13 protein-coding genes are annotated in these 13,864 nt (G+C 39.8%); 5 read left to right on the top strand and 8 right to left on the bottom strand.

Annotated elements, in window-relative coordinates:
• Positions 1-197: 197 nt before the first annotated feature.
• The 7 genes from mnmG to HT687_RS02700 all read right to left on the bottom strand — a co-directional run bounded on the left by mnmG (position 198) and on the right by HT687_RS02700 (position 9,015).
• The gene (gene mnmG / locus HT687_RS02730) at positions 198-2,111 is read right to left on the bottom strand and encodes a tRNA uridine-5-carboxymethylaminomethyl(34) synthesis enzyme MnmG (RefSeq protein ID WP_023935520.1); all 1,914 of its coding nucleotides are present in this window, start codon (positions 2,109-2,111) and stop codon (positions 198-200) included.
• 9 nt (positions 2,112-2,120) lie between these two features.
• Complete coding sequence (locus HT687_RS02725) at positions 2,121-2,576, bottom strand: NUDIX hydrolase (RefSeq protein WP_023935518.1); 456 nt, start codon at positions 2,574-2,576, stop codon at positions 2,121-2,123.
• 140 nt (positions 2,577-2,716) lie between these two features.
• Entirely contained in the window at positions 2,717-3,838 is a 1,122-nt protein-coding gene (gene mnmA / locus HT687_RS02720) for a tRNA 2-thiouridine(34) synthase MnmA (protein WP_172924075.1), read from the bottom strand.
• 701 nt (positions 3,839-4,539) lie between these two features.
• The gene (locus tag HT687_RS02715) at positions 4,540-4,842 is read right to left on the bottom strand and encodes a hypothetical protein (RefSeq protein ID WP_054393074.1); all 303 of its coding nucleotides are present in this window, start codon (positions 4,840-4,842) and stop codon (positions 4,540-4,542) included.
• Between the two features lie 144 nt (positions 4,843-4,986).
• A complete protein-coding gene (locus HT687_RS02710) occupies positions 4,987-6,339 on the bottom strand; it encodes an HlyD family efflux transporter periplasmic adaptor subunit (RefSeq protein WP_050259655.1) in 1,353 nt (450 codons plus the stop codon).
• Complete coding sequence (locus HT687_RS02705) at positions 6,336-6,803, bottom strand: hypothetical protein (RefSeq protein ID WP_001096141.1); 468 nt, start codon at positions 6,801-6,803, stop codon at positions 6,336-6,338. Before HT687_RS02705 ends, HT687_RS02710 begins: the two co-directional genes overlap by 4 nt.
• A complete protein-coding gene (locus tag HT687_RS02700) occupies positions 6,796-9,015 on the bottom strand; it encodes a peptidase domain-containing ABC transporter (protein WP_138699722.1) in 2,220 nt (739 codons plus the stop codon). The genes HT687_RS02705 and HT687_RS02700 overlap by 8 nt, the downstream gene beginning before the upstream one ends.
• Before the next feature lie 465 nt (positions 9,016-9,480).
• Between HT687_RS02700 and HT687_RS02695 the strand changes: the two genes are divergently transcribed.
• Complete coding sequence (locus HT687_RS02695; RefSeq protein ID WP_172924074.1) at positions 9,481-10,344, top strand: helix-turn-helix transcriptional regulator; 864 nt, start codon at positions 9,481-9,483, stop codon at positions 10,342-10,344.
• A gap of 51 nt (positions 10,345-10,395) precedes the next feature.
• Here HT687_RS02695 and HT687_RS02690 read toward each other — a convergent pair whose 3' ends face one another.
• A complete protein-coding gene (locus HT687_RS02690; RefSeq protein ID WP_054393072.1) occupies positions 10,396-11,019 on the bottom strand; it encodes a LysM peptidoglycan-binding domain-containing protein in 624 nt (207 codons plus the stop codon).
• Between the two features lie 241 nt (positions 11,020-11,260).
• On the opposite strand from HT687_RS02690, the gene sdaAB reads away from it, so the two are divergent.
• From sdaAB to HT687_RS11765, 4 genes are all read left to right on the top strand, one after another.
• The gene (sdaAB, locus tag HT687_RS02685) at positions 11,261-11,932 is read left to right on the top strand and encodes an L-serine ammonia-lyase, iron-sulfur-dependent subunit beta (RefSeq protein WP_000838912.1); all 672 of its coding nucleotides are present in this window, start codon (positions 11,261-11,263) and stop codon (positions 11,930-11,932) included.
• A gap of 8 nt (positions 11,933-11,940) precedes the next feature.
• Positions 11,941-12,813 (top strand): L-serine ammonia-lyase, iron-sulfur-dependent, subunit alpha, encoded by an 873-nt coding sequence (gene sdaAA / locus HT687_RS02680; RefSeq protein ID WP_016398971.1) that lies wholly within the window; start codon positions 11,941-11,943, stop codon positions 12,811-12,813.
• A 21-nt stretch (positions 12,814-12,834) separates the two neighbouring features.
• Positions 12,835-13,467 carry an HAD family hydrolase gene (locus tag HT687_RS02675; protein ID WP_000200890.1) on the top strand — a complete coding sequence of 211 codons (633 nt, stop codon included), beginning with the start codon at positions 12,835-12,837 and terminating at the stop codon, positions 13,465-13,467.
• Between the two features lie 49 nt (positions 13,468-13,516).
• The coding region (locus tag HT687_RS11765; protein WP_345890530.1) for a hypothetical protein at positions 13,517-13,864 on the top strand (348 nt) is incomplete at its 3' end.

Genomic DNA, 13,864 nt, shown 5'->3' with positions numbered 1-13,864 from the left:
ATAAAACAGCCCCGATTTTCGGAGCTGTTTTTCTCTATGCTTTCTTTTGAGATTAAAACTCAATAAAAATCGAAATCAGACTAGAAGGCTAGGCGAAAGCATAACTTGAGTTAGCTCTCATAGTTCGGAGAACTATGAGAGGCTGGAGATGAATCAAATCCAAGCTTTGAACTCATTCGTAAGAAGCCGACGACGTATCATTTTGATTTTTGAAGAGTTTTAGAAATACTACGATTTTTACCTTCCAAATACACCATCAAAATAGAAATGTCTGCTGGATTTACTCCCGAAATACGGCTGGCTTGGCCGATGGTTTCTGGATTGATGAGTTTGAACTTCTGACGGGCTTCTGTCGCGATAGAGTCAATGTCATCCCAATCAATATTGGCTGGAATGCGTTTTTCTTCCATACGTTTCATCTTAGCAACCTGGTCCATGGCTTTGGAAATATAGCCTTCGTACTTGATTTCTGTTTCAATCAATTCGATAATCTTGTCATCCAAGTCCTCTGCAGCTGGTCCGATGAAGGCCACCACATCTTGGTAAGAAACTTCTGGACGGCGAAGGAACTCCTTGGCTGTCACTGCATCTGTCAACGGCTTGAAGCCCATCTCCTCAACCTTGGCATTGGTTTCCTTGACTGGCTTGAGTTTGATGCTGTCTAGGCGTTTCATCTCATTTTCAAATTGATTTTTCTTGATTTCAAAGCGAGTCCAGCGTTCATCATCCACAAGACCAATCTCACGGCCCATCTCAGTCAAACGCATATCAGCATTGTCATGGCGGAGAATGAGGCGGTATTCAGCACGACTGGTCAAAAGGCGATAAGGCTCAATCGTTCCCTTGGTCACCAAGTCATCAATCATCACCCCGATATAACCGTCACTGCGCTTCAAAATCAACTCAGGTTTACCTTGGATTTTCAGAGCCGCATTGATCCCAGCGATAATCCCTTGGCCTGCTGCCTCTTCATAACCTGACGTTCCATTAGTCTGACCAGCAGTGAAAAGTCCGGAGATTTTCTTGGTTTCCAGAGTCGCACGCAACTGGTGTGGCAAGACCATATCGTACTCGATGGCATAACCTGTTCGCATCATCTCTGCATTTTCCAAACCTTTGATAGAATGAACCAGCTCACGTTGCACATCTTCAGGTAAACTGGTTGAGAGGCCTTGGACATAGACTTCCTCTGTATTGCGCCCTTCTGGCTCTAGGAAAAGTTGGTGGCGTTCCTTGTCTGCAAAGCGCACAATCTTGTCCTCAATCGACGGACAGTAACGAGGGCCCACTCCCTTGACCACACCTGTAAACATAGGCGCACGGTGGAGGTTATTTTGGATAATCTCATGACTGGTACCATTGGTATAGGTCAACCAGCATGGCACTTGATCTTTGACATAATCCTCATCACGTGAAGTGTATGAGAAGTGATTAGGCGCTTCGTCTCCTGGCTGAATCTCTGTCACATCGTAGTTGATAGAAGAAGCCTTGACACGTGGAGGGGTTCCTGTCTTGAAACGACCAATTTCAAGTCCCAATTCCTTGAGATTGTCAGCAAGGTTAATAGATGCTAGGCTGTGGTTAGGACCTGATGAGTACTTGAGGTCTCCGATGATAATTTCCCCACGGAGGGCAGTCCCTGTCGTCACGATAACAGCTTTGGCAGCATACTCTTGATGGGTCGCTGTACGCACACCGACAACCTTGCCATCTTCCACCAAAATCTCATCAATCATGGTTTGACGAAGGGTGAGATTCTCTTGATTTTCAACTGTCTTGCGCATCTCCTTAGAGTATAGTTCCTTGTCAGCCTGCGCACGAAGGGCACGAACGGCTGGTCCTTTCCCTGTGTTGAGCATCTTCATCTGGATGTAAGTCTTATCAATGGTTTTGGCCATTTCGCCACCAAGTGCATCAACTTCACGCACGACAATCCCCTTGGCAGAACCACCGATAGAGGGATTACAAGGCATGAAAGCCAGCATTTCAATGTTGATGGTCGCAAGCAAGACCTTACAACCCATACGGCTGGCAGCTAAGGAAGCCTCGACCCCAGCGTGTCCCGCACCGATTACAATAATATCGTATTCTTCAGTAAAATTATAAGTCATGTTTCTCTCCTATTCCTCAAGATGAATGTGTCGCAGTTGGCCGTCCCAAGTTGGTAGGGCTGTTTTCAAAAAGGCTGGAACTAGCTGGATATTCTGGAGCTGATCCAAGTCAATCCACTCACAAGGCTGCCTTTTCTCATCTTCCTGCATGGTCAATGGGGCGTCCTCAAGTAAGTTCACCAAATAATGAAACTCGATATTGTGATAGGAAACACCGTCCTGTTCAAAACGATTTTCAACCACGAAAGCTAGTTGCCCAGCGTGAGCTCGGACACCTAATTCTTCCCTCACTTCACGGACTACCGCGTCTTCCGTGCTTTCATTGACTTGAATCGCACCGCCAATAGTATAATACTTGCCCTTGTCTCTGGTGACTAGAAACTTGCGATTTTGGAGAATCAAGGCTGTCGCCCGAACACCAAAAACCGTATTTCCCACTTTTGTCCGAAAGTCTTGTTGAGTCATTTTTGTCCTTTCCTCTAAACGACACAAAAACAGTCAAAACTCCAAAGAAGTGCAGGACAAAAAAGCCTGCAACATCCATGAGCTTTGACCATCATTTCTATTGCTTTTATTATTGTAGCAAATTGAGAAAATTTGTCAATCTAAATGTACTGACAAACTTGTCCATCACGGTAAGCATTGTCAATCAAACCACCACCGAGACACTCTTCGCCATCGTAAAAGACAACTGCCTGTCCTGGTGTGATAGCGCGTTGCGGTTCCGCAAAGATGACCTCTGCCTTGTCTCCTTTAACATGTACTGTCACCTTAGAATCAGGCTGACGATAGCGGAATTTGGCCGTACATTCGAGCGTAAACTCCTCTGGCATGTCACGAGTAAAGTGAACCTGACTGGCCTCAAGGCTAGTTGACATGAGCGAGTCATGGTAGAAGCCTTGTCCTACATAGAGAATATTCTTGCTTAAGTCTTTTCCAACAACGAACCAAGGGGCATTGTCACCACCGTGTTGCCCACCGATACCGAGTCCGCCACGCTGACCAATCGTATAGTACATAAGGCCTGCATGCTCGCCCATATCACGTCCATCCACAGTCATCATGCGACCAGGCTGAGCTGGCAGATAGTTGCTGAGAAAGTTTTTAAAGTTCTTTTCTCCGATAAAGCAAATCCCTGTCGAGTCTTTCTTCTTAGCAGTCGCAAGGCCTGCTTTTTCTGCTAGTTCTCGCACTTCCGGCTTTTCCAAATGTCCCAGTGGGAACATAGTTTTTTGAAGTTGTTCTTGCGACAGTTGGCTGAGGAAATAAGTCTGATCCTTGCCATTGTCCACGCCACGAAGCATATGAACAGTACCATCTTCATCACGCGCCACTCGGGCATAATGCCCAGTCGCTACATAGTCTGCCTCCAAGGTCATGGCATAGTCCAAAAAGGCCTTGAACTTGATTTCCTTGTTGCACATAACATCTGGATTTGGCGTGCGTCCTGCACGGTATTCCGCTAGGAAATACTCAAAAACGCGGTCCCAGTACTCTTTTTCAAAATTGACAGAGTAGTAGGGAATGCCAATCTGGTCTGCTACCGCAGCCACATCCTTATAATCTTCGGTCGCCGTACAGACTCCGTTTTCATCTGTGTCATCCCAGTTCTTCATGAAGATACCGATCACATCGTAGCCCTGCTCCTTGAGAAGAAGAGCCGTCACCGACGAATCAACACCACCACTCATCCCCACGACAACACGTGTTTTAGAGTTATCACTCATGGTAAGTCTCCCATCTATTCGTTTATTTATACCCCTCAAAATTCTATTTACTATGACTTTCAATAGAATTTCTTCGAGTATAGTCTTTTCGTTTGCTTTTAGTAGTAAAATGGTCTGGGAGACCATTTTAGCCTATCATCTTAAAATGAAAATATGATAGGCAACGAGTCGCAGGCATAACTTGAGTTCGCTCAATCAGTCTGGGAGACTGATTGAGGTTATAAATCAGACAAGCTCAGCTTGCATCTCATTTCGAGTTAACGACGTAATAAAAGATAAACGAAATGACTAGTTCACGATTGAAGGTCGTGTGTGCTTCACGATTGAAGGTCGCTTGAGCAGTTTTCATTATAACATGCTTAGATAGAGAAGACAAGAAAAGGAGCCAATCTTGACTCCTTTATTGAAGAAATTGTTTTAACCTTGTCCTTTCTTTTCTAAGCCGAAAATGAAATGGTAATCGATAAAGAGGCCCATGATTGAATAGGCACATAAAATATCCTATACTTACCTTCCATTATTCCGTGATTGAATGTATTTAACAATAATATAGATAAGAAAGGCAAGCATGATTGCCAGATAGCTAACTATAAGGAAAACATGCTTAAAAATAATAGTATCAAATGAACTCACGATAGCTAATAATAGATTTATAATAAATACTATAGTCGCAAATAGTTGTACTTTTTTATCTTTCATAACTAGTCCCAGCCTAAATTACTTTCCAATATCCTACCGAAATTATAGCCGGTAATATAGCCTGACATATAACCTGTTGCTGCACCACAAGTAGCTAAAATGAATGCATAGCTAACTGTACCAATAACTGGTAAGGTTATTGTCCCTAGTGCTGCACCAGCTGCCGCACCAGTTATAGCTCCTGCTATTCCGCCTGCGACACCACCTACACCTCCACAAAGCAAGGCAAGCCACCCTTCACCATCAAGATACATCATCTCTTCTTCATCAATCACAACATAATTATTTGGTAATACAAGTTCCATTTGTTTTCTCCTTTTTATTAAGCATGGTTAGGATGGTTTCCTAACAAGTAATCGTCGTCTGTGTTTCTATCACTTAGCTACCTAGATAAGATATCCTTTCTCTACCTTATTTGTTTTTATAGGTTACCTAAGGTTTAAAACCAATTATTGCTTGAAACTTAACATTTCTAAAATCCAATCAAGATAGGTTTCTTTATCATAGACAATCCGCACTTCAACTGGCATATCCTTTTGGAGGACGACTGTCTCACTTCCATGTTTTAGAGTTAAGGTTTCTAATTCTATCATGACTTTATAAAGACTAATATTGCCTTCTTTCGTTTCTTGGGAAATTGTTCCTGAATCAATCTGTCTGACTTGTCCCTTTAGTGTTCCATATTTTTGACTATTTACACCAGTAATAGCAACATCAGCTTTTGCTCCTTTCGAAACACGAGAAATATCACTCGCAAGTACAAAAGCTTCTACATAGTAACCTTTTTCTTTCCCTGAAACTTCTGCTATCGTTTGCCCCTGCTGAATAGACATTCCTTGTTTCAAAGGTACCAGATAATGCAGAGTACCTTCATTTGGCGCTAATATACTATGAGCTTTATCTTGACCTGTTGCCACTCCAAGATTAGCCTCAAGCTCTGTAATACTTTTATTGTTGTTTGAACGAGCAGTACCTAACTCACTAACTAATTGAGCATAAATATTATAAGCCTGAGAAGTTGGATCATTATAGGTACGGTTCATATCCTTAATATTGCTTTGTTGACTATCAATCTCGCTATTCTTAGAAGTAATATTTGTTTTTAATGCTTCGATTTTTGTTGTTATTTCCGATATCTTAGTTTCTAACTTAGCTTTGTTATCAGCTGATGTCGTATCTGATAGAGAAGGTGAGTCTCCTTGCTGTTGAAGTTGAAGCAATTCATTTTGTAGAGCTTGCAAGTCGGCATCTAACTGATTTCTTTCAGCTGTTATTTTATTCAACTTCGTATATTCATCCTGAATCTTTGAATACTGGGTACCATTATTATAATTTTCCGAGTTTAACTGAGACAGATAGTATTCAACTTTCCCATAATATTCCTGTTCTTCACCAGAATTAGATAAATGATTGTATTTCTCATTTAATGATTGTTCAAATTTTTGAAAGATAGCTTCTTTTGCACGTAACTTCTCCAATTGTTTATTTAAAGAGCTCGCTTGTAAACCTTCTTGTCCACTTGATAACGAAATAATGACATCTCCAGCATTTACCATATCTCCTTCTGACTTATGTAAAGTAACTACCTTCCCTGAACCAATTGCTGATAGGAACTCTGTACCTGTTATAACTGAATTTCCATTCGCTTTTACAATATAGTTTTTGGGTATATAAGCTGCGCCAACCAATGCACCGCTTAAGATAATAGCAGTTGAAATAATGAGAATAAACGCAAAAGCTGGTGGTCTCTTATCAAAGAAAATACGAGAATAACGTAATTCTGATTTATTATATAATTTCATAGGCTTACAATTGGTCTAAAAATATCTACTACCATTTTTTCAGGAGAAGAATTAACATAAACTGTATAGACAATCCCATCCGTTTGAATATCATTTTCATAGACATATAGATCCAATTTAGAATACGCATACTGTAGATACTCTGGACTGTCTTCAAAACGAACATATAAACAATATGGAACAGAGATAGAATCCTGTACATCATAAATGTTACTGTACTGTTGAGCATTATGAGCTTGAATATAAAACTCAAAATCAGTCGTTATTAATCCATCATCATGAATAGTAGTACCACAACTTTTTACAATTAATGGACCAAAAATTTGTGCTTTTAACAACTGCAAATGTTGATGAAATTTATTAATTTCCTGATCTACATCTTCTACTTTTGTATCATGTAACTTTTTACAGATAACTGACTTTAGTACCAGTTTTTTATTATCTTTTACCTCTAACTTAGCCATAAGTAACCTCCTCTGTATCTAACACAGCCTGTGACTGAATTTGTTGATTCACTTGAACGCTCTGCAAACCAACCATTCTAGCATACTTTCCATTTTTCGCCATTAGTTCTTCATGAGTCCCATATTCCACAATAGTCCCATTTTCTAAAAAGCATATCTTATCACATCGAAGAATTGTAGACAGCCTGTGGGCTACTACAATTGTTGTCTTATCTATTATTTTATTAAAGATTAAATCCTGAATAATCTGTTCACTAAATGAATCTAAGTTAGAGGTTGCCTCATCAAATATATACAAATCAGCTTTACTCAGTAGTGCTCTTGCAATAGCCAATCGTTGTTTCTCTCCACCCGAGAAATTTTGACCGCCTTCTTCTACAAAGGAGCCATAACGATTTTGAAGACGTTGAATCGTATCATGAATACCAACAATACGACAAACTCTCACCATATCCTCATATGTAACAGAAGGATTACCAATTTTTAGATTATCAATAATTGCCCCTGTAAAGAGCTCTATGGTCTGAGGAATGTAGGAAATTTTCTTACGTAGTTTACCATAGTCAAGATCTGATAAGTCATTTTCTCCTATACGAATTTTCCCCTCACTCGGATTTATAAATCTTAATAACAAACGAACTAGCGTACTTTTTCCTGCTCCGCTTTCTCCAACAAAAGCTATTTTTTCTCCTTGTTTAATTCGCAAATTAAAGTCCTTGATAACAGGAGGGCGTGAACCATAGGCAAATGTTACATCTTTAAATTCAATGTCATCACATAAGGTGAAGTCTCTAATACTATAATCCAAGGCAATGTCTTCACGATCTACTTCCATCAATTCTTGAAGCCGACTAACCGCAACCTGTACCTCTTGAAAGGTTAACTGCAAGCCAACTAAATTCTGAATAGGTTCTGTAAAATATTGACTTAATGTCTGAAAAACCAAGAGGTCCCCAATAGTCATTTTTCCATCAATGATAAATAATGCGCCCACTCCCATAAATAATAACCCACCCATGGTTGAGGTCATTGAAGATATTGTAGATTGAATATTCTGCAAAACACCCTCTTTATAACCAATTTCTAAAGTATGAACAAATTTTTCTTCAATTTTGTTTAAACGTTGTTCCTCATCATGCTGAGACTTAATGGTATCAATGTTACGAATAGATTCAATTAACTGTGAATTAAGAAGTCCATTTGCTTCCATTTGTTCATGATTAATTTTTTTATAAGGCTTTTTAAAACAGTATATAAGAATGATGTTAACAATAACCATAAAAACTAATATCAGAAATAAAGATTGATTAATAGTCCAAAGGACAACCGCACTAATAACTGACAAGGTGATATCCATGACTAATGAAATAGAGACTGACGTAAACACATTCTTTATCGTCATCGCATCTTGAAATCTTGTTAAAACATCACCAACTCTACGACTTCCAAAAAAACTATAAGGAAGATGAATAATATGGTCATAATATCCCATTAAAACCGGTATATCAATTTTTCGAGATAGAAACAAAAGAACGTGCTGACGAAATGCAGATAGAAGAGTCTGTAAGAACGACACTATTCCAAATACTATCAAAAACATATACAGACTATTTTTTAAAGCATATGGAATCACCTCGTCCATGATAACTTTTGAAAAGAGACTCGATAAAATACCAATGATACTTAAAACAAAGGAAGCTAATATGACTGTACTAATCAATCCTTTTTGATTAAAAATTAACCTTCCAAATAAATCAAGAAGTCCTTTTCCCTTTAGTTTCCCTCTTTCAAAATCCGAATTTGGAACCATAAAAAGAGTAATACCTTGATAAATTTCTCCCAGTTCGTCACTTGACATCTTGCGTATGCCACTAGCAGGGTCTGCTACGTAAAATTTACTATTCCTTTTGATACTATGTAATACCACAAAATGATTTTGACCTAAATCATTCTTAACTTGAAGAATCGCAGGAAATGTTAATTTTGGAGTCAAATCTTCCAGTGCTACTCGAACAGCTTTTACTGTAAAATTCAACTTATTCAGACCTGAAACAATACCACTGACAGTCGTTCCATACATGTCTGTACCAATAATTTCCCTAATCTTCATGATTGATAGTTCCTTTTTGTAAGATAAAAGAACTGTTGAAACAACTGCCGCAGCACAATCTGACTGGTCATGTTGCATCGTACAAGGATATTTTTTTAACATAGAAATACTCAATTCTTTAGAATTCATCTAACTTTTCTTTGATGTCACCCAAACCTCAATCACTGCCCAGTAGTTCTTGAATTAGTTTATTTTCAACCGTATCATTCTTTGTTCTTGATATCTTTCCAAGCATTGTAGTACAGCAGATTTTTGTCCAAGGACTGAGCCTCCTTTAACAACTCAAGCTCCCTTACATTATATCGGCCAGCCCCATGGAAAGATTATGGCCAGACTAATCAATGATATAATACATACTAGAATACAAAATATTTTTTTATTCATACTTTTTCTCCTATCTTTATTTTCTACCTACATCATACCTCTTATTAAGCTCATTTTAAAATTACGTTAACTTTTTTCACAAATTTATTTCGACTTTCTTTTTTACTTTTTACATTGCTATGATACAATATTTTTAACAAAATTTTATTGTTTGTTAACTTTTTTCACGAAAAGGAGAAAATCATGCGTTATGATTTCGGAAAGGTCTATAAAGAAATACGTGAGTCAAAGGGGCTGACCCAAGAAGAGGTCTGTGGGGGTGTTCTCTCAAGAACCAGCTTATCAAAAATCGAAAATGGCAAGACAACCCCAAAATATGAAAATATGGAATTTCTTCTCCGTCAAATCAATATGAGTTTTGAAGAGTTTGAATATATCTGTCAACTTTATCAACCAAGTCAACGCACAGAGATTATGCAAACCTATCTCAATATGCGTTCCATTATCGGGACCAGCGATCTTGTCAATTTATTTCAAAAATGCCAAGACTACCTCAAGACCCACCACGATCTCCCTATAGAAGAAATCAGAGATATGCTTGAAGTTGTTATTTATCTCCGTCAACACGGGGCAGGGGAACTATCAAAACACGCAGAACAGGTTGTCAAAAAACTTTGGAAAAAAATTGAAAAACAAGATACATGGTATGAGAGTGATCTAAAAATCCTCAATACCATTCTTTTCAGTTTTCCCATTGAATACCTCCATCTCATCACTGGAAAAATATTGCAACGCCTAGAAGTCTATAAAAACTATCAACATTTATATGACTTGCGAATGACAATTCTATTAAACCTTTCCACACTCTATCTATACAATCAAGATAAAAACATGTGTAAGCAAATCTGCTACACTTTACTGGAGGACGCCAAGAATAAGAAAAGCTACGATAGGCTGGCTATCTGCTATGTCCGTATTGGGATTTGTAGGGATGATGCGAAACTTATCCAAAAAGGGTTCTCCCTTCTGGAGCTAACCGAGGAAACTTCTATACTGTCTCATCTCAAAAAAGAAGTAGAGATCTATTACCAAGCGAAGGAAAGATAAAAAAGCCGAGGGATTTCCTCGACTCTTTACATATTATTTGTTCGTTAGTTCTTAATACCAGCCATTGTTAAGCCAGAAGTTTTTAGCAGCAGTCCATGAACCGTAACGTCCTGCAACATAGGCATCTGCTACACGTTCTTGGTTTTCAGCTGAGTAATCACCGTTCAAGTATGAATCTGTCAATTGGTAACGTCCGATGTAACGTCCATTTGTAGCTGTGTAGCTACCGCCTGATTCTTTTTGAGCGATCCATTCTTTAGCTTCTGCTTCAGATCCGCTGACAGTTGAAGCAACTGTTTCTTCTGCTACTGTTTCACTTACTACTGGAGTTTCTTCTGCTACTTCTGTAGTTTCTGTCACTGTAGCTGAAACAGCCTCATCTTGAGCTGCTGGAGCTGCATAAGTCGTTGGCGCTGGTGTTGAAGCAGGCGCTACAGGGCCATCAATAACCAACTCTTGACCAACATAAATCAAATGAATGTTTTCAATGTGGTTGTTTTCTGCTAATTTCTCAACAGTTGTGTTGTGAGTTTCAGCGATTTCTGAAAGTGTATCACCTTCTTTAACAGTGTAAGTTGATGATTCTTGAGCAGATACAAATGATGGAGCAAATACTGCAAACAAGGCAGCTACTCCTGCAAGAGTTGCTCTAATCTTTTTAGTTATTGATTTCATATTCGAAAATTCTCCTTCTTTCTATAGTTCTATCATACCCTTTAAATATTACCGTTTCTTGACACTTTTATGTAGAAATATTACAAAATTATTTTTTATTTCCCTAGATAAGGTGTTTTTTGTCATAAAAGATACTATTTTTATGCTATTTGAGGTATTAGAAAGGTTTTCATCCACAATTAAAGTCAAGACCCTCATTCTTTGATATAATAGAGATAAGAATTTTTATAAGGGGAAACTGATGAAATCACTTCGTTTTCAATCTGTCTTTGATATCATCGGACCAGTTATGATTGGCCCATCTAGTAGCCATACCGCTGGTGCTGTTCGTATTGGGAAGATTGTCTCTTCCATTTTTGATGATACTCCGACAGAAGTTGAATTCCAACTTTTTAACTCATTTGCCAAGACCTATCGTGGTCACGGAACAGACCTAGCCCTTGTTGCAGGTATTTTAGGCATGGATACAGATGATCCTGAAATTCCAAACAGTCTGGAGATTGCCCACAAGCGTGGTATCAAGATTGTCTGGACCATTCAGAAAGACAGCAATGCTCCTCATCCAAACACCACTAAAATTACCGTCAAAAATGCTCACAAGACCATCAGCGTAACTGGTATTTCTATCGGTGGAGGAAATATTCAGGTAACCGAACTCAATGGTTTTGCCGTCTCTCTCAATATGAATACACCGACTATCATCATCGTTCATCAAGATATTCCAGGCATGATTGCTCTTGTAACAGAGGCGCTTTCCCGCTATGGTATCAATATCGCCCAGATGAATGTCACTCGTGAAAAAGCTGGTGAAAAAGCCATTATGATTATCGAAGTTGACAGTCGCAACTGTGATGAGGCTATCGAAGAAATTCGAAAAATCCCTCATCTCCACAATGTCAATTTCTTTAAATAGGAGGAAGCATGTTTTATTCTATCAAAGAATTGGTCGAGCAAGCAGATCTGGACTTTCAAGGAAATGTCGCAGAACTCATGATTACAACAGAGTTTGAATTGACCGGTCGCGAACGTGAAGAAGTCTTCCTTCTCATGGAACGCAATCTGGAAGTTATGAAAGCCTCTGTCCAACTTGGCCTCAATGAAAATAAATCTCGTAGTGGCCTGACAGGTGGAGATGCTGCCAAATTGGATCACTACATCAAAAACGGAAAAACTCTGTCAGATTATACGATTCTCTCGGCTGCCCGAAATGCCATCGCAGTCAATGAACACAATGCCAAAATGGGCTTGGTCTGTGCCACTCCAACCGCTGGAAGTGCTGGCTGTCTGCCATCCGTTCTCACTGCTGCTATTGAAAAATTAGACCTCAGCCACGAGCAACAATTGGATTTCCTCTTTGCTGCTGGTGCCTTTGGACTAGTCATCGCAAACAATGCCTCCATCTCAGGTGCTGAGGGTGGGTGTCAAGCTGAAGTTGGTTCAGCCTCTGCTATGAGTGCTGCCGCCTTGACTCTGGCTGCAGGTGGAACACCTTATCAGGCCAGTCAAGCTATTGCCTTTGTCATTAAAAATATGCTAGGCCTCATCTGTGACCCTGTTGCAGGTTTGGTCGAAGTTCCCTGTGTCAAACGTAATGCCATGGGAGCTAGCTTTGCTTTCATCGCAGCAGACATGGCCTTGGCAGGTATCGAATCTAAAATCCCTGTGGATGAAGTGATCGATGCCATGTACCAAGTAGGAGCAAGCATGCCAACTGCCTTTCGTGAAACAGCTGAAGGTGGACTCGCTACCACCCCTACTGGTCGTCGCCTCCAAAAAGAGATTTTCGGAGAATAAGCTTATCAAATAGGAGAAACCATGACCTCTATCACAGCGATTTTTTTCGATTTGGATGGAACCCTCGTTGATAGTTCTATCGGGATTCACAATGCCTTTACCTATACCTTTAAAGAGCTGGGGGTGCCTAGCCCTGATGCCAAAACGATTCGTGGTTTTATGGGACCACCTCTCGAAAGTAGTTTTGCGACCTGCCTGTCCAAAGACCAAATTTCTGAAGCCATGCAGATATATCGTTCTTACTATAAGGCAAAAGGCATCTATGAAGCTCAACTCTTTCCTCAGATTATAGACTTGCTTGAGGAGTTATCGAGCAGTTATCCACTCTACATCACCACGACAAAGAATACATCTACTGCTCAAGACATGGCCAAAAACTTGGAAATCCATCATTTCTTTGATGGTATTTATGGTTCTAGCCCTGAAGCACCCCATAAGGCAGATGTCATTCACCAAGCCTTACAGACACATCAACTAGCACCAGAACAAGCCATCATCATCGGAGATACCAAGTTTGATATGCTGGGAGCTCGAGAAACAGGTATTCAGAAATTGGCCGTCACTTGGGGATTTGGAGAGCAAGCAGATCTACTAAACTATCAACCTGATTATATCGCTCACAAACCCTTAGAAGTTTTGGCGTATTTTCAATAGCATAGACTGGGCGACAACTCTATTTCAGAAGAAAATGAAGTAATACTCAATGAAAATCAAAGAGCAAACTAGGAAACTAGCTGCGGGCTGCTCAAAACACTGTTTTGAGGTTGTGGATAGAACTGACGAAGTCAGCTCAAAACACCGTTTTGAGGTGGCAGATAGAACTGACGAAGTCAGCTCAAAACACCGTTTTGAGGTGGCAGATAGAACTGACGAAGTCAGCTCAAAACACCGTTTTGAGGTGGCAGATAGAACTGACGAAGTCAGCTCAAAACACCGTTTTGAGGTGGCAGATAGAACTGACGAAGTCAGCTCAAAACACCGTTTTGAGGTGGCAGATAGAACTGACGAAGTCAGCTCAAAACACCGTTTTGAGGTGGCAGATAGAACTGAC

This window comes from Streptococcus sp. 1449, assembly GCF_013276805.1.
Taxonomy (GTDB): Bacteria; Bacillota; Bacilli; order Lactobacillales; family Streptococcaceae; genus Streptococcus; species Streptococcus pseudopneumoniae.
Note: the sequence above shows the minus strand (reverse complement) of the source record. Positions and strands in the feature narration are given on the sequence as shown.